General features: G+C 73.2%; 16 protein-coding genes. 6 read left to right on the forward strand and 10 right to left on the reverse strand.

The window, feature by feature from the left end:
- Positions 1–126: 126 nt before the first annotated feature.
- Positions 127–519, forward strand: a complete 393-nt coding sequence (gene melC1 / locus SLAV_RS04435) for an apotyrosinase chaperone MelC1 (protein WP_030229777.1) — start codon at positions 127–129, stop codon at positions 517–519.
- Positions 516–1,364, forward strand: a complete 849-nt coding sequence (melC2, locus tag SLAV_RS04440; RefSeq protein WP_030229776.1) for a tyrosinase MelC2 — start codon at positions 516–518, stop codon at positions 1,362–1,364. Before melC1 ends, melC2 begins: the two co-directional genes overlap by 4 nt.
- Here the strand turns inward: melC2 and SLAV_RS04445 are convergent.
- Both SLAV_RS04445 and SLAV_RS04450 read right to left on the reverse strand, forming a co-directional pair.
- A complete protein-coding gene (locus tag SLAV_RS04445) occupies positions 1,319–2,023 on the reverse strand; it encodes a response regulator (RefSeq protein ID WP_037687226.1) in 705 nt (234 codons plus the stop codon). The two genes, melC2 and SLAV_RS04445, sit on opposite strands and share 46 nt — an antisense overlap.
- A complete protein-coding gene (locus SLAV_RS04450) occupies positions 2,020–3,951 on the reverse strand; it encodes a sensor histidine kinase (protein WP_078950312.1) in 1,932 nt (643 codons plus the stop codon). Before SLAV_RS04450 ends, SLAV_RS04445 begins: the two co-directional genes overlap by 4 nt.
- Before the next feature lie 155 nt (positions 3,952–4,106).
- Between SLAV_RS04450 and SLAV_RS04455 the strand changes: the two genes are divergently transcribed.
- Together SLAV_RS04455 and SLAV_RS04460 are read left to right on the forward strand one after the other, a co-directional pair.
- Positions 4,107–5,510: a cation:dicarboxylate symporter family transporter gene (locus SLAV_RS04455; RefSeq protein WP_051840839.1), complete on the forward strand. Its 1,404-nt coding sequence runs from the start codon at positions 4,107–4,109 to the stop codon at positions 5,508–5,510.
- A gap of 290 nt (positions 5,511–5,800) precedes the next feature.
- Positions 5,801–7,570 carry a S8 family peptidase gene (locus SLAV_RS04460; RefSeq protein ID WP_030229772.1) on the forward strand — a complete coding sequence of 590 codons (1,770 nt, stop codon included), beginning with the start codon at positions 5,801–5,803 and terminating at the stop codon, positions 7,568–7,570.
- On the opposite strand, the gene SLAV_RS04465 is transcribed toward SLAV_RS04460, so the two are convergent.
- The 4 genes from SLAV_RS04465 to SLAV_RS04480 form a co-directional block, all read right to left on the reverse strand.
- Positions 7,567–8,976: an alpha/beta hydrolase family protein gene (locus tag SLAV_RS04465; RefSeq protein ID WP_030229771.1), complete on the reverse strand. Its 1,410-nt coding sequence runs from the start codon at positions 8,974–8,976 to the stop codon at positions 7,567–7,569. The genes SLAV_RS04460 and SLAV_RS04465 overlap by 4 nt on opposite strands.
- Before the next feature lie 83 nt (positions 8,977–9,059).
- The gene (locus tag SLAV_RS04470) at positions 9,060–9,728 is read right to left on the reverse strand and encodes a (2Fe-2S)-binding protein (protein ID WP_030229770.1); all 669 of its coding nucleotides are present in this window, start codon (positions 9,726–9,728) and stop codon (positions 9,060–9,062) included.
- A gap of 111 nt (positions 9,729–9,839) precedes the next feature.
- Entirely contained in the window at positions 9,840–11,078 is a 1,239-nt protein-coding gene (locus SLAV_RS04475; protein ID WP_030229769.1) for an MFS transporter, read from the reverse strand.
- Between the two features lie 130 nt (positions 11,079–11,208).
- A complete protein-coding gene (locus SLAV_RS04480) occupies positions 11,209–12,015 on the reverse strand; it encodes an alpha/beta fold hydrolase (protein WP_030229768.1) in 807 nt (268 codons plus the stop codon).
- A 140-nt stretch (positions 12,016–12,155) separates the two neighbouring features.
- On the opposite strand from SLAV_RS04480, the gene SLAV_RS04485 reads away from it, so the two are divergent.
- A complete protein-coding gene (locus SLAV_RS04485) occupies positions 12,156–12,842 on the forward strand; it encodes a GNAT family N-acetyltransferase (protein WP_030229767.1) in 687 nt (228 codons plus the stop codon).
- 66 nt (positions 12,843–12,908) lie between these two features.
- Here SLAV_RS04485 and SLAV_RS04490 read toward each other — a convergent pair whose 3' ends face one another.
- The 3 genes from SLAV_RS04490 to SLAV_RS04500 form a co-directional block, all read right to left on the reverse strand.
- The gene (locus tag SLAV_RS04490; protein WP_030229766.1) at positions 12,909–13,937 is read right to left on the reverse strand and encodes a TolB family protein; all 1,029 of its coding nucleotides are present in this window, start codon (positions 13,935–13,937) and stop codon (positions 12,909–12,911) included.
- A gap of 94 nt (positions 13,938–14,031) precedes the next feature.
- Positions 14,032–15,294, reverse strand: a complete 1,263-nt coding sequence (locus SLAV_RS04495; RefSeq protein WP_030229765.1) for an MFS transporter — start codon at positions 15,292–15,294, stop codon at positions 14,032–14,034.
- 2 nt (positions 15,295–15,296) lie between these two features.
- Positions 15,297–16,178 carry an alkaline phosphatase family protein gene (locus SLAV_RS04500; protein ID WP_199922157.1) on the reverse strand — a complete coding sequence of 294 codons (882 nt, stop codon included), beginning with the start codon at positions 16,176–16,178 and terminating at the stop codon, positions 15,297–15,299.
- Between the two features lie 263 nt (positions 16,179–16,441).
- On the opposite strand from SLAV_RS04500, the gene SLAV_RS04505 reads away from it, so the two are divergent.
- Entirely contained in the window at positions 16,442–17,878 is a 1,437-nt protein-coding gene (locus SLAV_RS04505; RefSeq protein ID WP_335341796.1) for an alpha/beta hydrolase, read from the forward strand.
- Here SLAV_RS04505 and SLAV_RS04510 read toward each other — a convergent pair.
- A complete protein-coding gene (locus tag SLAV_RS04510; RefSeq protein ID WP_078950305.1) occupies positions 17,856–19,310 on the reverse strand; it encodes a carboxylesterase/lipase family protein in 1,455 nt (484 codons plus the stop codon). The two genes, SLAV_RS04505 and SLAV_RS04510, sit on opposite strands and share 23 nt — an antisense overlap.
- Between the last annotated feature and the right edge of the window lie 111 nt (positions 19,311–19,421).

The following is a 19,421-nucleotide window of genomic DNA, read 5'->3' on the forward strand; positions in this document are numbered from 1 at the left end:
TCTTCCCGTCCCGACCATCGGAGCCGGGCCGGACGGGAAGATCATTTCATTTGTTCTACATACAACTTATCCGCCGATGTCCGGATAGCGGCCAACTGCCCCCCTGGCCCTGGTAGTTCTTCGGCCATGAACAAGATCACCCGTCGGCAGGCCTTGGGCACCACTGCCGGCGCACTCACCGTCCTCGGCATCGCAGGCGCCACCGCGCACGCCGCCGCCACCGACTCCCGTGCGGCCACCACCCCGGCCGGCACCGTCGACGAGGTGTACCAGGGCCGCCGGATCCAGATAGCCCCCGGCACGGGGGGCGGCCACCACGGCGGCCACCACTCCCCCGGTCTGCCGACCGTGAAGATAGACGGCCGCGAACTGCACGTGATGCAGAACGCGGACGGCACCTGGATCAGCGTCGTCAACCACTACGAGACCTTCGCCGACCCCACCTCGCTGGCCCGTGCCGCGGTGCGCGAGCTCCAGGGCTCGCAGCTCGCCCCGATGCAGATGGGGGGCATGGCATGACCGTCCGCAAGAACCAGGCCGCGCTCACGCCCGAGGAGAAGCGCGCCTTCACCAACGCGCTGCTCGAACTGAAGCGAACGGGCCGCTACGACCGGTTCGTCACCACCCACAACGGCTTCATCATGAGCGACACCGACTCGGGCGACCGCGTCGGCCACCGCTCCCCCTCCTTCCTCCCCTGGCACCGCCGCTTTCTCCTGGAGTTCGAGGCGGCTCTTCAGGCGGTGGACGCGAGCGTGTCGATCCCCTACTGGGACTGGACCGCCGACCGCACCACCCGCTCCTCCCTCTGGGCGGCCGACTTCCTCGGCGGCACCGGCCGGGCCCGCGACGGCCAGGTCATGGACGGACCCTTCGCGTACGCGACGGGCAAGTGGGAGGTAGCCGTACGCGTCGACGGGCGCAACTACCTGCGGCGCGCGCTCGGCGAGGGCGTCGCCCAGCTGCCGACCAAGGCCGAGGTGGACGCCGTCCTGGCGATGCCGGTCTACGACATGGCGCCCTGGAACAGCTCCTCCAACGGCTTCCGCAACAACCTGGAGGGCTGGCGCGGCGCCAACCTGCACAACAGGGTGCACGTGTGGGTCGGCGGCCAGATGGCCACCGGGGTCTCGCCCAACGACCCGGTGTTCTGGATGCACCACGCCTTCATCGACAAGCTGTGGGCCGACTGGCAGGCGAAGCACCCGACGTCCACCTACCTGCCGGCCGCAGGCACCGCCAACGTGGTCGACCTGCGCGACACCATGCGGCCGTGGAACGACGTGACCCCGGCCGACATGCTGGACCACCGCAAGTTCTACACGTTCGACACGGAGCCGGCCGCCGCCGCCAGCCAGCGGTAGTGCAGTTCGGGGCGGCCGACCTGACCGTACCGGGGGGTGCGGTCCGCCCGGCCGGTGTCCACCAGGTGCTCCAGGTACCGGCGGGCGGTGATCCGCGAGATCCCGGCCGCCTCGGCCGCCCCCGCGGCGGTCAGCCCGTCGGGCGCCGCCCGCAGCAGCGCCGCGACCCGGTCCAGGGTCGGGGCGCTGAGCCCTTTGGGCAGTTCGGCCGGACCGGGCGCGCGCAGTGCGGCGAGCGCCCGGTCCACGTCGTCCTGCCCGGCGGCCTCGCCCGCCGACGCGCGGAACTCCGCGTAGCGCAGCAGGCGTTCGCGCAGCGTCGGGAAGGCGAAGGGCTTCAGTACGTACTGCACCACGCCCAGGGAGACGCTCTCGCGGACCACCGCCAGGTCCCGGGCCGAGGTCACCGCGATCACGTCGACGGGATGCCCGGCGGCCCGCAGCCCGCGCGCGAAGCGGAGCCCGTGGCCGTCCGGCAGGGTGAGGTCGAGGAGCAGCAGGTCGACCTGGGTGCGCTCCAGCACCCGGGTGGCCTCGGCGAGGGAGTGGACGGCGGCCACGGCCGTGAAGCCGGGCACCCGGCCGACGTAGAGGGCGTGCGCCGCGGCGGCGACGGGGTCGTCCTCGACCACCAGCACCCGCACCTCGGGCGCACTCACGCCGCACCGCCCGCACGCCGCTGCCGGGGAATCCGGGGCCACGCCCCACCACCGCCCCCGTCCCCGTCCCCGTCCTGCCCGGGGCCGGGGCCCGCGTCCGACCCGGGGCCGGGGCCCGCGTCCGACCCGGGGCCGGGCCCGGCGCCCCGCCCGGAATGGGGGCCCTCGGCCTGCCCGGGTCCATGCTCCGCGTCCCGCCCGGAACCGGGGCCCTCGCCCCGGCCGGAACCGGGCCCGGCGCCCCGGCCGGAAACGTGCCCCGTCCCTGGCGCGGCTCCGCATCCCGGCTCCCCCGCGGCTTCCGGCCCCGCCCCGGGTACGGCTCCGGATGCCGACTCCCCGGCCCCCGCCGGTTCCGCGGAGTCGGTGCGGTCGGGGTGCAGCGGCAGGGTGATGGTGAACTCCGCGCCGCCGGACGGGCCGGAGGCCGCGTCGACGGTACCGCCGTGCCGGTGGGCCACCTGGCGGACCAGCGCCAGTCCCAGGCCCCGCCCCTCCCCCTTGCCGGACCAGCCGCGCCGGAACACGTCCACCCCCTCGGGCAGTCCGGGACCGTTGTCGGCGACCCGCAGCAGCAGGCCGTCCGCGTCCTGGCGCACGGTGACGGCGATCCGCGCTCCGGGCACCCCCGCGAGGGCGTCCACGGCGTTGTCGATCAGGTTGCCGAGCAGGGTGACGAGGTCGCGGGCGGGCGGCAGCCCGGGGACCCCGTCCATCCCCTCCACGGCCCGGCTCGCACCGCTGTCCGGGGTGACGACCAGCTCTATGCCCCGCTCGTGGGCCTGTGCCGCCTTGCCGAGCAGCAGCGCGACCAGCACCGGCTCGCCGACGGCGGTGACGACCTCGTCGGTCAGGGCCTGGGCCAGCTCCAGTTCCGCGGTGGCGAACTCCACCGCCTCCTCGCTGCGGCCCAGTTCGATGAGGGAGACCACGGTGTGGAGCCGGTTGGCCGCCTCGTGGGCCTGGGAGCTCAGCGCCTGGGTGAAGCCCCTCTCGTGGTCCAGCTCCCCGGTGAGCGCCTGGAGTTCGGTGTGGTCGCGCAGGGTGACCACGGTGCCGCGACGGCCACCGCCGGCCACCGGTGAGCTGTTGACCACCAGGACCCGGTCGGCGGTGAGGTGGACCTCGTCGACCCGCGGCCGGTCGGCGAGCAGCGCTCCGGTGAGCGGGGCGGGCAGGCCGAGGCCGGCGACGTCGGCGCCGGTGATCTCCCCGCGCAGGCCGAGGAGTTCGCGGCCGGCGTCGTTGACGAGAGTGATCCTGCGGTGGCCGTCGAGCATCAGCAGCCCCTCCCGGACCCCGTGCAGGGCCGCCTGGTGGTAGTCGTACATCCGGCTCAGTTCGGCGGCGTTCATCCCGTGCGTGTGGCGGCGCAGCCGCGCGTTGACCACGTACGTGCCCGCGCCGCCCAGGGCCAGCGCCCCGGCCGCCACACAAGCGAGGGCGAAGAGCTGCCGGGCCAGCCGGTCGCTGACGGCGCGCACGGTGATGCCCGCGCTGACCAGGCCGACGATCCGGCCGTCCTCGTCGGCGAGGGGGGTGACCACCCGGATGGAGGGGCCGAGCGTGCCGGTGTAGGTCTCGCTGAAGGTCTCGCCGCGCAGGGCGGGGGCGGTGTTGCCGAGGAAGCGTTCGCCGATTTGGCGCGGGTCGGGGTGGGTCCAGCGCCGCCCGTCCGGGGCCATGATCGTAACGAAGTCCACGCCCGAGTCGGCGCGCACCCGCTCGGCGTAGGGCTGGAGGGCGGCCGAGGGGCCGCCGTCACCCGCTCCGGCGCGGACGGCCTCGCGCACCGACGGGGAGTCGGCGACGGACCGCGCCACGGCCCCGGCCTGGCGCCGGGCGGCGTCCTCGGCCTGGCCCCGGGCGGTCGCGTACGCGAAGACCGCGCATCCGGCGACGACCACGGCGACCAGCAGCACCTGCATGGCGAAGAGCTGGCCGGCGAGGCTGCGGGGCGGTCGAGGGAAGCGGAGCATGGCGCTCAGTGTGCACCGGGCCATGAACTCAATGAACGCAAGAGTGACCGGGGTCACAGGGTGGGCCATGGTCTCCCGGAACACATTCACCACCAGGAGGCGACGTGGCCGCCAGGCGCGACAAGACCCACTATCTCTACATCGCGGTGATCGCCGCGGTGCTGCTCGGCATCACCGTGGGCTTCGCCGCTCCCGGCGTGGCCGTCGAGCTCAAACCGCTGGGCACGGGCTTCGTCAACCTCATCAAGATGATGATCTCGCCCGTGATCTTCTGCACGATCGTGCTGGGGATCGGCTCGGTCCGCAAGGCCGCCAAGGTGGGGGCGGTCGGCGGACTCGCCCTCGGCTACTTCATGGTCATGTCGACGGTGGCCCTCGCCATCGGGCTGGTCGTGGGGAACCTCCTGGAGCCCGGCAGCGGGCTCCACCTGACCGAGGCGGTCCGGCACGCCGGGGAGGCCCAGGCCAAGGCGGGCGGCGCCGAGAGCACGCCCGAGTTCCTGCTCGGGATCATCCCGACGACGCTGGTGTCCGCCTTCACCGGGGGCGAGGTGCTCCAGACCCTGCTGGTGGCGCTGCTGTGCGGGTTCGCGCTCCAGGCGATGGGCACGGCGGGCGAGCCGGTGCTGCGCGGGATCGGACACGTGCAGAAGCTGGTGTTCCGGGTACTGGCGATGATCATGTGGGCGGCGCCCGTCGGCGCCTTCGGGGCGATCGCGGCGGTGGTCGGGGCGACGGGCGTCGACGCGCTGAAGTCCCTTGCCGTGATCATGATCGGCTTCTACACCACCTGCCTGCTCTTCGTCATCGTCGTGCTCGGCACCCTGCTGCGGGTGTGCACGGGCGTCAGCATCTTCGCCCTCCTGCGGTACCTGGGGCGGGAGTTCCTGCTGATCCTGTCGACCTCCTCCTCGGAGTCGGCGCTGCCGCGACTCATCGCGAAGATGGAACACCTCGGCGTCTCCCGGCCGGTGACCGGCATCACCGTGCCCACCGGTTACTCCTTCAACCTGGACGGGACCGCGATCTACCTGACGATGTCCTCGCTGTTCGTGGCGGAGGCCATGGGCAAGCCGCTGGCGCTCGGCGAGCAGATCTCGCTGCTGCTCTTCATGATCGTGGCCTCGAAGGGCGCCGCGGGGGTCACCGGGGCGGGTCTGGCCACGCTGGCCGGCGGGCTCCAGTCGCACCGGCCCGAACTGGTCGACGGCGTCGGCCTGATCGTGGGCATCGACCGCTTCATGAGCGAGGCCCGGGCCCTGACGAACTTCGCGGGCAACGCGGTCGCCACCGTGCTGATCGGAACGTGGACGAAGGAGTTCGACCGGGAGCGGGCCACCGAGGTCCTCGCGGGCCGGCTGCCCTTCGACGAGACCACGCTGATCGACGACGGACACGGAACCCACCCCGACGGGGCGCCCGCAGCGGTGCCCGCGCCCTCGGCGGACTCCTCCGCAACCCCCTCCGCCGGCCCGTCGGCCGGGGCCGAGGACGGCGTGCCGGTCTGACCGGCGCACCCGCGGGATCCGGCCGGGCAGGGCTCGCCCCCACGGTGCCCAGCCCGGCGGGTCTCCCCTTCGCCGGGAGGCGAGGGTGCGACGAACCCCCACCAAGCATCATTTTCAGCCAACCGGCCGGTAACTCTGCTGCGCTAAAAGGTACTTCCCTCCGGGGCGGCCCGTCTGACATCTTGCGTCCACCACTTGTTTCGGACGGCCCGGTAGGTGCCATCAGCACCGCTGTGCCATCGGAGGACGCATTGATACCCCACATATCCAGCCGACCCCGACGTAGCCTGGTGATGGCGGCCGCCCTCGGCGCCGCCCTCGCCTTCGGAGCCCCCGCCGCGATCGCCGGCACCGCTCCCGTCAACCCGAACGGCTCCGCCCCGGCTTCCGCTCCGGCGGCCGCCCCCAAGGCTGCGGCCCCGGCTTCCCAGAGTGCGACCTGGGCCGCCGGCACCCGTGCCTACCTCGTGATCAGCGCCCCCGGCGACAGCACGGCGATCCGCTCGGCCGTCACGGCCAACGGCGGCACGGTCTTCTCGTCGTTCGACGCGATCGGCGTGATCGTCGCCCACTCCACCTCCGCCACCTTCGCCTCCACCATGCGCGGCGTCAGCGGGGTGCAGCAGGTGGGCGCCACCCGTACCTCGGACGTCCCCGCCGACGCCTACAACCCGGCCCTGCCCGCCAACCCGGCGCAGTCCTCCACCGCGGCCGGCGAGCCCGTCCGCGCGGACATGAGCCAGATCAAGGCCGACCAGGCCTGGGCCGTCACCACCGGCTCCCCGTCGGTCAAGGTCGGCATCCTGGACACCGGTGTCGACGACCAGCACCAGGACCTGGCCCCGAACTTCAACGCGGCCGACTCGGTCTCCTGCGCCTACGGCAAGCCCGACACCCGTACCGGCGCCTGGCGTGACGTGGACACCCACGGCACCCACGTGGCGGGCACCGTGGCCGCTGCCAAGAACGGCAAGGGCGTCGTCGGCGTGGCCCCGGGCGTGAAGATCTCCGCGGTCCGCGTCGCCGAGCCGGGCAACTCGTTCTTCTTCGCCGAGAACACCATCTGCGGGTTCGTCTGGGCCGGTGACCACGGCTTCAAGGTCACCAACAACAGCTACTACACGGACCCGTGGCAGTTCAACTGCCCGGACAACATCGACCAGGCCGCCATCATCGAGGGCGTCAAGCGCGCCCAGGAGTACGCCGAGAGCAAGGGCTCGCTCCAGATCGCGGCGGCGGGCAACGAGGACTACGACCTCGCGCACAAGACGACCGACACCGCGAGCCCGAACGACTCGACCCCGGTCACCCGCACCATCACCAACGCCTGCATGGACATCCCGACCGAACTCCCGGGCGTGGTCACCGTCGCGGCGAACGGCACGGGCGTCACCAAGGCCTCGTTCTCCAACTTCGGCCAGGGCGTCATCGACGTCGCGGCCCCGGGCCAGGACGTCTACTCCACGCTGCCGGGCGGCAAGTACGGCACCAAGAGCGGCACCTCGATGGCCACCCCGCACGTGGTGGGCGTCGCGGCACTGATCGCCAGCGCCAACCCGGGCATCACCCCGGCGCAGATCCGCGACAAGCTGGCCACCCAGGCCAACGACATCGCCTGCCCCGCCGACGGCCGCTGCACCGGTACGACCGCGAACAACTCCTTCTTCGGCGAGGGTCAGGTCGACGCGCTGAAGGCGGTCGGCGCCACCCCGCCCGCGGGCAAGTACTTCGAGAACACCGCGGACTTCGCCATCGGCGACAACACCACCGTGGAGAGCCCGATCACCGTCTCCGGAGTGACCGGCAACGCGCCGGCCACCCTCAAGGTGGGCGTGAACATCGTGCACACCTACATCGGTGACCTGAAGGTCGACCTGGTCGCCCCCGACGGCTCCGTCTACACGGTCCACAACCGTGCGGGCGGCAGCACCGACAACATCAACCAGGTCTTCACCGTCAACGCCTCCTCCGAGGTCGCGAACGGCACCTGGAAGCTGCGGGTGAACGACAACGCCGGCGGCGACACCGGCAGGATCGACTCCTGGAACCTCACCTTCTAGGAGCGGTCCGGGCGGAGCGTCCCGTCCAGCCAGTCGAAGACGACGTCGCAGTGCTGCTGCGGGGCCATCGGGGAACAGTGCAACTGTGCCCCGGTGGCCTCCGTCATCTTCACGTACTCGCGCGGCGAGCGCAGCAGGTCGTACATCTGCCGCGGCTGGCCCGGGTAGAACTGCTCGAAGTCGTAGTCCAGGACGAGCGTCGGCGCCTTGATCCGGGCGACCAGCTTCGTGATGTCGAGGCCGATGGCCACCTGGGCGGGCGTCCACAGGTCCGTCAGCACCTTGCCCGCACGGGCCTGGCGCAGGGCCTGCCGGTCGAAGATCTCGAACCGCTTCTTGACGGTGAACGCGAGCTGCGGGGGCAGCTCGGGGAGCACCTCCTCGTTCCAGACCCGGTTGGTCTGCGCCTTGTCCGGCGTGACGATGTCGCGCAGCTCCTTGTCGAAGCCCAGCCAGGGACTGACGCAGCCCGGCTCGCACACCACGGCGGCCAGGCGGTGCTCGAAGGCGGCGGCGCGGGCGACCAGGTTGCCGCCCATGCTGAGGCCCGTGAGGGCGATCCGGGCGGCGTCCACGTCCCCCCGGGGCACCAGCCAGTCGACGAGCGGTGCGACCACCTCCTCCCAGCGGGTGGTGAAGGGGATCTCCTCGACGAAGAGCAGCTGCCCCTGGCCGGGGCCGTCGTAGACGAGGGCGTTCCAGCCCCGGTCGAGAGCGGCGGACACCCCGTAGGTCCACATGTCCACGTTCTGCCCGTCACTGCCGTTGGTCAGGATCACGGTGGGGCGCCGCCGGGCCGGGCCGTCGGGGCGGAAGAACCAGACCGGCAGGTGCGTCCCCCCGTACGGGACCTTCGCCCGGACGACGGCCGGGGAGCACAGCCGGGTGAAGGCGTCCCAGGCGGCGCGGCCGGCGAGGTAGACCGCCTTCTCGTCGGCGGGTGAGGTGGTGCCCAGGACGTAGAACAGGGCCTGGGCGTAGTACTGCGCGGCGCGCAGCGAGCGGAAGCGGCCGGTCTGCGGGGGGACGTCCCCGCCGTGCCGTCCCCCGGCCGGGGGTGCGGCGAGCCGGTCGCCCCAGGCGCGGAAGGTGTCGGTGTAGCTCTGCTCGGACAGGCCGGCGGCGTTGACCGCGTTGACGGCGGTCAGCACCTCGCCCACCTCGGAGGCGCGCATCCCGGCCGCGCCGAGGGCGAGGAGCCCGGCGAAGTTGAAGCCCGGGTCGGCGAAGAGCTCCATCGCCCCGGGTGCGGGTTCGGCGGCGGTCGCGGACGGGGAGGGCGCGGCGGGTGCGGCGTGGGCCGTGCCCGTGCCCGGGAGGGCGAGGGAGCCGGCGCCCGCGGCCAGGCCGGTGAGCGCGGTGCGGCGGGACACCCCGCCCGGGGGCCGCGATGTGGGGGCGTTCATGCAGCGGACGCTAGGCGAAGCTACGGCGGGCCGCGCGGCCGCGACACCTGCGGCTGCTCCGAACGGCCCCCGGCGCCTGGCGGCTACCTGGTGCGCAGTACGCAGTCCCCGCAGAGCCCGCCGCCGGGCACCCGGTAGTAGAGACAGCAGCTGCGCCGTACGAAGGCCACCCCGAGCCCCTCCTCGTGGACGAAGGTGCCGGTGCCGGCGAGGGGCCCGCCGTCGGCGAGCAGGGCGCCGGCCGGCTCGACGGCCGGTTCCCCCGGGACCCGGTCGAGCAGCACGCGCAGCGCGCCGACGAGTCCGGAGGCGGCGTTGCCGCGCAGCACCTTCGCCGAGACCCCGTAACGCTCGCGCAGCGCGGCGTCCAGCACGGCCAGGTTCCCGAGCACGATCTCGCCGAGGTCCCCGGCCGGGCGGGCCGCCGGCTCGGGGAGCCAGAGTTCGAGCGAGCCGGCCGGGGGCAGGCGCCACCACAGGCGGGCGGGGTCCAGGTCGGGGACGGGGCCGCCGAGCGCGGCGCAGCCCAGGCCCAGCGACCACAGCCGCGAGGCGATCCCGAACTGCGCGGTCGAGGCCGCCACCCGGCCCGGACCGCTGCCGATCCGCCGTCCGACCTCGGCCACGTAGGGCGCGAGGTGCTCCCCGTACAGCTCGCCGAGCGGCCGGAAGCCGGGGCCGGGCGGCCGCTCGCCGTGCGCGACGGTGAAGAAGGGGCCCACGGCGGCCAGTCTCCGCAGTACGTCGTCCATGGACGGATGATCGCAGCCGACGGCCGGGCCCCCCGCGGCCGGGTCGGCGGCCGGGGGGCCGGGAAGGGCCGGGAGGGGCCAGGAGGAGCCGGGAGCCGGGAGCCGGGCGTCCTACGCGGACACGCCCTCGGCCGACGCGCCTTCGGCCCGCGCGGCCGACCGGGCCCGGCGCACGGCGGGACCCATTGCGTACGAGGCGGCCAGCAGCAGGGCCCCGAGCAGCAGCCAGCCGGGGATCCCCCACAGCAGGAGCAGCGAGGTCAGCAGCAGCGGCCCCAGGGTGCGGGCGACCGGGACCCCGGTGCCGAAGAAGCCCTGGTACTGGCCCATGTGCTCGGCGGGGGCCAGTGAGAAGCCGATCTGCCAGGACCCGGCCGACTGCCGCATCTCCCCGTCGGCCTGCAGTGCGGCGCCCGCCACGAGCAGGGCCGCGGCGGCCCATCCGGCCCCCGGCAGCGCGGAGGCGGCGAACACGGCGCACGACAGGGCCATCACCAGCCCGGAGACCCGCAGCGCGCGCGTGGCGCTGTCGAGGTCGGTCACGGGCCGGGCCACCCGCACCTGGAACAGCATCACGGCCACGGTGTTGAGCACGAACAGCGCGGACACCAGCCAGCCGGGGGCCTGGGTGCGCTCCACGATCCACAGCGGGATGGCCAGGCTGAGCAGCGGCATCCGCAGCAGCAGCACGGCGTTGAGCAGGGTGACCAGCGCGTACGGCCGGTCGCGCAGCACCGCCAGCCGGGGCGCCCCCGGGGCGCGGTCCGGGACGGGCGGCACGGCGGGCAGGGTCGCCAGCAGGGCCGCGCAGCCGAGGAAGCTCAGCGCGTCGAGGGCGAGGACGACGAGGTAGGCCCGTTCGGTGCCGGCGCCGAGCGCCAGTCCGCCCAGGGCCGCCCCGAGGGCCAGTCCCGCGTTGAGCGTGGACTGGAGGTGGGCCAGTACGCCCGTGCGCTCCCCCGGGGCGACGAGCCCGGCGAGCAGTGCCTGCCGGGCGGCCGCGAGACCGCACTGGGAGACGGCGTAGAGGACCACGGCGCACAGGAAGGCCCCGAACGACCGGATGAACAGGAAGGAGGCCACCGAGGCGGCGGTGGCCAGGGCCAGGAGCACCGAGGTGCCGCGGGGACCCCGCCGGTCGGCGAGGGCGCCCAGCGGGACCCCGGCGACCGACCCGATCGCCCAGGCCAGGGTCAGTCCCAGGCCGATCTGGGCGGGTGAGAGGCCCACCACCCGGGTGAAGTAGAGGGCCGAGCACACGTAGTAGGCGCCGTCGCCGACCGAGTTGCTGAGCTGGGCGGCGGCCAGGCGGCGCGGGGCGCCGGGGGCGGGCAGGAAGCGTATCGTCACCGGTCCATTTGATCAGCGGAATGGCCCATTCAGCTGGTCCAATGGTGGGTTGGTTCGATGGGCCACCAGGGACCCCCTACCGGCACCTGCCGGCCCCCGGCCGGCCCGCCGGACAGGCGGCGGAGGCCCGTCACAGGGCGGCGAGGAACTCCAGCAGCGCCCGGTTGAACTCCTCGGGCCGCTCGACGCCCGGCAGGTGGCCCGCCCCCTCGATCACGGCGAGCCGGGCGTGCGGGGCGAGGGCGCACATGCCCTCGGCCTCCGCGACCGGGGTGTACACGTCGTCGGCGCCGACCAGCACCAGGCAGGGCACGGTCTCGGGCAGCGCCGCGAGCACGGGCCGGTAGTCGGGCCGCTCGGCCCTTCCGCGCAGGGCCGCGGCCGCCCCCCTGGGGTCGGTGGCGCGCATCATCGCGCTCACCCGGGCGGCGGCCCCGGGCTGCGCGATGAGGTTGTAGGGGGCCAGCATCTTGTCCATGACCTCATCCGCGTACGGGGCCATGCCCTCCTCCAGGAGCCGTTCTGCGAGCTCCCTGCGGAACTTCACCCCCTCCGGCGTCTCCGGCGCCGGGGAGGTGTCGCTGAGCACGAGCGCCCGTACCAGACCCGGGTGGCGCAACCTGACCTCCAGAGCGATCTGCCCGCCCATGGACACTCCGCCGACGACCGCTTGTTCGATTCCCAGATCCGCCAGCAGCACGGCCAGGTCGTCGGCGAAGCGGGCGAGCGGCGTCCTCTCCTCCGAAGCCGGGCTCTCCCCGTATCCTCGCAGGTCAGGGGCGATAACCCGGTACCCTTCAGCCGCCAGGGCAGTCGCCTGGGGCGCCCACATCGAGCGGTTGAACGGGTGTCCGTGGAGCAGGATCACGGGCTCTCCGTCACGCGGACCAAAGTCATCGAAAAACGATGTCGCGCCATTGCCAAATTGGGGGTTCATGAGAGGACATTAAGGGGCTACATTGAGCCACTCGCGTTCACCTGACAGCCCGTTGCCTTTCACCCGCGTTTTGCGCGGGGGGTGACGTCAGGAGCGCAGACTGTGCAACCACCCCACCGCCCAGAAGGACCGAAGGCTCCGTGCCCGTACCCGTACTCCTCGTCGGCCGCTCCGTGCGGCTTGAGCCCCTCGCCCCCCACCACACCGAGGCCCTGGCCGTGGCCGGTGCCGAGGATCGTACGACTTACGCCTTCACTCCCGTGCCGCACGGGTTGCAGGCGTCCCACGAGTACATCGACCGCGCCCTCGCAGATCAGGCAGCGGGTCGATCGCTTGCGTTCGCCGTGGTCAGATCCACTGACGGGCGGGTCGTCGGTTCGACCCGGTTCCTGGAACTCGACTACTGGCAGGGTCCGCTGGTGTGGCCCGCGGTCCCGGGGGTCCCCTTCGGGGATCCGGCGACCGCGATCCCCGACGCCGCCGAGATCGGGAACACCTGGCTGTCGCCGGGTGCCCAGGGCACGGGGATCAACACCGAGGCCAAGCTGCTCATGCTCCGCCACGCCTTCGAGACCTGGGGCGTGCGCCGCATCTCGCTGCGCGCGGACGCCCGCAACGGGCGCTCGCGGGCCGCGATGGAACGTCTCGGCTTCACCTGCGAAGGGGTCCGCCGGGCCCATTCGCGGGGGCTGGACGGCGCGGTGCGCAGTACGGCGTTCTACTCCGTGCTCGACGAGGAGTGGCCCACCGTCCGCGCCCTCATCGAGCTGCGGATGTCCGGTGCCCAGCCCCGCAAGCGCCGGCGCAAGACCCTGATCCCGGCGTAACGGTCCTGCGACCCGCTCCCGGCCCGCCCCCGCGACGGCCTTCCCGTCCCGGCCCTCCTCCGCGCTTCAGCCGAGGAAGGCCGGGGCGAGGGCCGAGGGCATCAGCCGGGCGGGGGCTCCGCTGCCGTCGGCCGGCAGGGAGTAGAGGTCGGCGCCGAAGTCGCCGGGCAGGGAGTAGACGACGGTCCGGTCGTCGCTCCACACCACCTGGTCGTCCACGCTGCGCTCCTCGGCGAGCGGGGTCTCCTTCATCGAGGCCAGGTCGAGCAGGTAGAGCCGCCACGGGGCGTCGGCCGACAGGCCGGGCACCCGCTTCTTGAACACCAGCCGGGTCCCGTCCGGGGACAGCGACGGGCATTCGAGGTTCTCCCGCAGGGTGGTCACCGTGCGCTCGGCGAGGTCTCCCCGGACCAGGTAGGTGTGTCCGCCGGTGGCCAGCGTCGCGTAGAAGGTCTTCTCGTCGGCCGCGAAGGTCACCCCCCAGAAGTTCACGTCGGCGGTGCGGTACGTCTCGCCGTCCTTGCGGATCGTGAAGTCCTCCAGGGAGGCGTCGTACTTCCCGGTGCGCAGGTCCAGCAGCGAGGTGCGGGTGGAGAAGTCGGTGCCGGCGTACGAGTCCCCTCCGACGAACACGGTCCAGGCGACGAGGTGACCGCCGGGCGAGACCCGGGCGCGAGTGGGGATGCCCGCCAGGGGGCGGTCGGCGATCTTTTTGAGGTGCGAGTCGAGCACCACGGCCCGGTAGCTCTCCTGCACGGCGCCCGCTTCCGCCTGGAGGCAGATCCCGGTGCCCCCGGCGGAGTGGAAGCGCAGGCACTTCACCCCGGAGGCGGTGCGCGGGCCGTCGGGCGCGTCCGCCGGGACGGTGGCGAGCTCGTCGCGGAAGGGACCCCAGGCCATGTTGCGGAAGACGAGCCGCCGCCCGCCGCCGTCCGGGGCCAGGGTGACCTCGCCGTGGGAGACGGCCGGGCCGCCCGCCCGTGCGTGGTTCTTCTCGTCGGCCCGCGACGAGGCACGGACGAAGGCGAGCGCCCCCACGACCGCGAGCAGGACGACCGCGCTCACCAGGATCAGCATCCGGCGCCGCGGGGTCAGCGGGGACGGGTCCGCCGGGGAGGGGGCCTCGGGGGGCGTGGTCGTGGGGGGTGTGGCGGTCATCGGGGCCTTTCGGGGACGTGACGGGGCGGGGTCAGGCGTCGGCGGGCCGGAGCCGGACGCAGCAGGCGACGGCCGCGGCGAGGAGCACGGCGGCCACCGCGAGGGCGGGGCGGGCCCCCCACAGGGTCCAGGCCGCGCCGAAGCCGAGGGAGGCGGCGAACCGGGCGAGGGCCTGTCCGGTCTGGACGAGCGCCAGCCCGCCGCCCCGGTGCTCCTCGGGGACGGCTCCGGCGGCCTCGGCCATGAGCACGCCGTCGGTGGCGGCGTAGAAGCCGCCGTGCAGCAGGAGCACCGCGTACGGCAGGGCCGGGTGTCCGCCGCCGGCCAGGAGCAGTCCGTAGACGAGCAGCAGCGCGAGGTGACCGCCGAGGAAGACGCGGCGGCGGCCGACGCGGTCGGCGAGCCGGCCGAGCGGCAGGGCCAGCAGGAAGAAGGCGGCCGCGGTGCCGAGCGGGAGCAGGGCGAACCAGCGGTCGGCGATTCCGGTGGCGCGCTGGAGCAGCAGGAAGACGAAGGCGTCGCTGACGGTGCACAGGCCCAGCAGGAGGGCGCCGAGGCTGATCCGGCGCAGGTCGCGGCGGCGCAGCAGGCCGAGGGAGGCCCGCAGGGAGACGGGCTCGGCACCGGGGGCGGGCACGGCGCGGCGGCCCGGTACGAACAGCACCAGCACCAGGACGCCCAGGGCGGCCACGCAGGCACTGACGGTGAAGACGGCGTCGTAGCCGCCGGCGGCGCCCCGCAGGATGAGGAAGGCGAGGATCGGCCCGATCAGCGCGCCGGCGGTGTCCATGGCCCGGTGCACGCCGAAGGCCCGGCCGCGGTCCTCGGGGGCGGCGGCCAGCGAGATCAGGGCGTCCCGCGGGGCGGTGCGCAGCCCCTTGCCGGTGCGGTCCAGGGCGAGCACGGCGCCGATCGCGGGCAGGGTGTGCGCGAGCAGCAGGAGCGGCTTGCACAGGGCGGAGAGGCCGTAGCCGATCCCGGCGAGTGCCTTGTGGCGGCCGAAGCGGTCGCCGAGGTGGCCTCCGGTGAGCCGGACCAGGGCGCTGACGCCGTTGTAGACGCCGTCGAGCAGGCCGAAGCCGAGCGGGGAGAGCCCGAGCCCGGCGACGAGGTAGAGCGGGAGCACGGCCGTGACCATCTCGGAGGAGACGTCGGTGATCAGGCTGACCGTGCCGAGGGCGAGCACCGTGGGGGCGAGGGCGGCGCGCCGCCCCGGGCGGATGCCCGGGGCGACGGCCTGCGACTCGGGGAGCACGGCGGGCGCGTTGTTCGCGCGCGAGTCCGCGACGTACATGGTCAGGAGGTCCAGATCCCCGTGATGTCGGTGGCGGTGGCGGCGTTCCCGGCGTGGGTGGTCAGCCCGGCCAGGTCCTCCAGCGTCCGCAGCATGTCGTAGTGGTTGTAGGTGGTGCTCGACGTGGAGCCGGGGGCGACGGGCTGGCCGTAGAGCACGGTCGGGATCTTGTTCCCGGCGAGCCGGTTGTCCTCGTCGAAGGTGACGACCAGGAGGCTGTTGTGGGTCTTGGCCCAGTCGGCGTAGGCCTTGAGGTTGTTCTTGAGCCAGGTGTCGCCGGTGCCGACGGAGCAGTCGTGCATGTCGCTGCAGAGGTTCGGGACGACGAAGGACACCTTGGGCAGGGTGGTGTAGTCCGTGGGGAACTGCGTCATCGTCTTCGCCGTGCTGGTGGGCACGTTGGAGAAGGCGAACCAGGGGTTGTGCTTGCGGGCGTAGTTGCCGCTGGAGCAGGTGGTGGAGCCCTGGCTGGGGAGGGTCTCGTTGTAGCTGGCCCAGCTCTTGCCGGCGGCTATCAGCTCGGAGGCCAGGTTGGGCGCGGAGCTGAACCCGGGCGTGTAACAGCTGTCGCCCGTGACGCCCTGGTTCGAGCCCGAGAAGAGCTGGAGGTAGTTGGGCTGGCTGGGGTGGGTGATCCCGAAGGAGTTGGTGAGGTTCGCCCCGCCCGCCTTCAAGGAGTTGATGTACGGGGCACTGGAGCTGCCGATGACCTGGCTGTAGGCGTGGTTCTCGAACACCACCACGACGACGTGGTCGGGGGCGGGCAGGGCCGCGGCGTGGGCGGGCTGTGCGGCTCCGATGCCCGCCCAGAGCGCGGTACCGGCGGCGGTGACGGCGAAGGCGGTGGCCAGGGCGGCCTTGCGACGGGACCATGAAATGGTCATGCCAAACACGGAACGTACCTCCGGGCATGAGGGGGTCTGGGGGTGGCGGCGCGGACGCACCATACCCAGGGGCGTGTGCATGAGCCAGGGACGGTGGGCCAACAGCACGGGAACAGCACGGGCCCACCAGGCGACGGGTAACGGCCTACCCCGGGAAATCTCAAGAGAAGTAAAAATGAGGAACCCGGACGGACTATCGTTCATCATTCGAACGGAAGCAGTCCAACCCCAGACGGGGCAGCAACAGCCGGAGACCACCGCAGATGTCGCACGATTCCGACGGGCAGTACCAGCCGCCGTACCGGCCGGAAGGGCAGTACCCGCAGCAGCCCCCGTACGGTCAGCAACAGGGCCGACAGCAGGGCCAGCCGCAGTACGCGCCCCAGGGCCGTCCCCAGTCCCCCTACGGGCAGCAGCCCCCGCAGGGCCGCCCCGCGCAGGGCCAGCAGCCCTACGGCCGGCCCGGGTACGGGCAGCCGCAGCAGGGCGGGGGCCCCTACGGCCAGAACGGGTACGGGCAGCAGGACCCGGGCTACGAGGCCCCCACGATGCAGCAGCCCCGCTACGAGCAGCCGCCCTACCAGCAGCAGCACCAGCAGGAGCAGCAGTACGACCGGTACGAGCCCCCCTACGAGGAGGAGCCCCCGCGCCGGAAGTCCAAGGCCAAGAAGTGGATCATCGCCGGAGTCTCGGTCCTGGCCCTCGCGGGGATCGCCGCCGGCGCCATGAGCTACTTCGAGATACCGCCGTTCACCGACAAGGGCGAGGCCGTGTCCTTCGGCAAGCCCGCGGGCGACAAGGGCGGGGCGGCCAAGCCGGCGGCCAACTCGAAGATGTCGATGCCCACGAACCCGACGGCCGTGTTCAAGAACGCGTCGACCCTTTCGGACGGCACCCACGTGGCGGTCACCGAGCTGGACGGCAAGAAGTCCGGCTTCAAGGGGAAGGTGTGGGTCTGGGCTCCGAAGGAGTACAACGACCCCAAGTTCGCCAAGAGCGGCTTCCCGGTCATGATCGCCCTGCCCGGCGGCGCCGGCTACCCGGTCAACTACTGGATGGGCACCGACCTCAAGCTCCAGTCGAGCATCAGCCAGTGGTACTCCGAGGGGAAGAGCAAGCCCTTCATCCTGGCGATGCCGGTGCTCAACCCGCAGCCGGACGAGCCCAAGGCCATCTACTGGGACGGTTCCGACATCCCGGGCCAGCCCAAGATGGGGACCTGGCTGACCGACGACGTCCCGGACCTGATGCGGGAGAACTTCCGCACCGTCAAGTCGCGTGACGGCTGGGCCTTCATGGGCTCCTCCACCGGCGGCTTCTCCAGCCTCAAGGCCGTGCTCAAGTACCCGGAGAAGTTCAAGGCCGCGATCTGCTCCGGCCCGGACATCGTCCCGGACTCCCCCCTGTGGGTGGGCCACGACAAGGAGAAGGCCGAGAACAACCCGGAGCTGCTCGCCAAGCAGCTCATCGACAAGAAGGGCCCGGACGTCTACCTGGCCTTCCAGGTCGGCGACAACGAGAGCAACAAGAAAACGCTCCCGGACGTGCAGAAATTCGTCGCCACCTATACCAAGGGCCCCATCCACACCAGCCTGAGAGTGATCCCGGGCGGCCAGCACAACGCCAAGACCTACGTGCCCAACATGGGTCTGGGACCGATCGAGTTCATCAGCAAGGTCATGGAAGGACCAGTGGAGTAACAGCCTCCACGCGCACTGCCTCCGGCTCCGGCCCGCCGAACACCTTCGGCGGGCCGTCGCCGTTCCAGGGCGCCCAGCCGGGGTCCCCGGTGGTGGCGTAGCGGACCCAGGCCCCGTGCATCTCGTCGGCGAGGGCCTGCGGCGCGTCCGGCCCGGCCAGCCAGGCGGACTCCGCCAGAGCGAGGGTGTCGAAGACGAAACCCAGCTCCAGCGCGTGGCAGGCCCCCAGCCCCGGTACGCCGCTGGGCCAGCCGAACTCGTACAGATGGCTCGGGGCCGCCCGCCGGGCCCCGGCGATCCGCCGCAGGGGGTCGCGCAGCAGCCGGTCGGTGACCAGGTGCCCGGCCAGGTCGGCCGGGGAGGCCTGCGGCAGCGCGGCGCGCAGCGCCCGTACGGCGGCCCGGTCCTTGCCGCCGCGCAGCCGGCCGTACGCCACGGCCAGCGGGCCGAGCCGGTCCAGCAGCCGCATCCCGCCCGTGGGTGCCAGCCACAGCCGGTGCTCCTGGGCGGTCCAGCCCATGAGCAGCGGTACCTCCGAGGCCATGGCGGCCTCCAGCGGGTCGGCGGGCAGCGTGTCCGGGTCGGTGACCAGCCCGAAGGCCGGTCCGCCCAGCACCGGGGAGGAGCGGCGCAGCACCGCCGCCTGGGCGGAGAGCAGGGCGGGCAGGCCCACCGCCCCGAAGGCCCGGGCGGTGGCCGGCACCCCGAGCCGGGCGGCCATCCGCCGGACCATCGTGCGGACCCGGTCGCGCGGCAGCACCTCGGGGGCCCCGCTCTGCAGGACGGCCCGCCGGAACAGGCCCTCGGCCCGGGGTGCCGCGAGCAGGGCGCCCACGCTGATCGCCCCGGCCGACTCGCCGAAGACGGTGACGCGGCCGGGGTCGCCGCCGAAGGCCGCGATGTTCTCCCGGACCCATGCGAGGGCGGCGAGCTGGTCGAGGAGGCCGCGGTTGGCGGGGGCGTCGGGGAAGAGCCCGTAACCGAGCACGCCGAGGCGGAAGTTGACCGAGACGAGCACGATCCCGTCACGGGCGAAGGCGGAGCCGTCGTAGACGGGGACGGCGGAGGAGCCCCGGGTGTGGGCGCCGCCGTGCAGCCACACCATGACGGGCAGCCGGGCCGCGGGCGCCGGGTCGGGGGTCCACACGTTGACGGTGAGGCAGTCCTCGCCGGGGATCTCCGGGTCGGACAGCAGCGCGGCGAAGAGCGGCGGGTAGGGCACCTTGGGGGCGGTCGGGCCGAACGCCCCCGCGTCGCGTACGCCGTCCCAGGCCCGCGGGGGTGCGGGCGCCGCGAAGGCGAGGGGGCCGACGGGCGGGGCCGCGTAGGGGACGCCCCGGAAGACGGCGGTCCCGCCCGGGCCCCACCGGCCCTCCACCGTGCCGTGTGCGGTACCGGCCCGGGGCCGTCCGCCGCCGCTCACTGCGCTCATCCGTGCTCTCCGTGCTCTCCTCGGGACCCACCCGCGCTCCGGGCACGGTCGCACAGGCGTGCCGGGGGTGACAAGGCGTGACCCGGGCCGGGGCCCTCCGGGTTGGACCGG

Source organism: Streptomyces lavendulae subsp. lavendulae, assembly GCF_002803845.1.
Classification (GTDB): Bacteria; Actinomycetota; Actinomycetes; order Streptomycetales; family Streptomycetaceae; genus Streptomyces; species Streptomyces lavendulae.

Excerpts from the sequence above, each read along its gene's own strand:
- SLAV_RS04480 (WP_030229768.1), bottom strand. The coding sequence starts at position 12,015 with ATGAACCCCCAATTTGGCAATGGCGCGACATCGTTTTTCGATGACTTT.
- SLAV_RS04505 (WP_335341796.1), top strand. The coding sequence starts at position 16,442 with ATGTCGCACGATTCCGACGGGCAGTACCAGCCGCCGTACCGGCCGGAA.
- melC2 (WP_030229776.1), top strand. The coding sequence starts at position 516 with ATGACCGTCCGCAAGAACCAGGCCGCGCTCACGCCCGAGGAGAAGCGC.
- SLAV_RS04450 (WP_078950312.1), bottom strand. The coding sequence starts at position 3,951 with ATGCAGGTGCTGCTGGTCGCCGTGGTCGTCGCCGGATGCGCGGTCTTC.
- SLAV_RS04470 (WP_030229770.1), bottom strand. The coding sequence starts at position 9,728 with ATGGACGACGTACTGCGGAGACTGGCCGCCGTGGGCCCCTTCTTCACC.
- SLAV_RS04495 (WP_030229765.1), bottom strand. The coding sequence starts at position 15,294 with ATGTACGTCGCGGACTCGCGCGCGAACAACGCGCCCGCCGTGCTCCCC.
- melC1 (WP_030229777.1), top strand. The coding sequence starts at position 127 with ATGAACAAGATCACCCGTCGGCAGGCCTTGGGCACCACTGCCGGCGCA.
- SLAV_RS04510 (WP_078950305.1), bottom strand. The coding sequence starts at position 19,310 with ATGAGCGCAGTGAGCGGCGGCGGACGGCCCCGGGCCGGTACCGCACAC.
- SLAV_RS04465 (WP_030229771.1), bottom strand. The coding sequence starts at position 8,976 with ATGAACGCCCCCACATCGCGGCCCCCGGGCGGGGTGTCCCGCCGCACC.
- SLAV_RS04500 (WP_199922157.1), bottom strand. The coding sequence starts at position 16,178 with ATGACCATTTCATGGTCCCGTCGCAAGGCCGCCCTGGCCACCGCCTTC.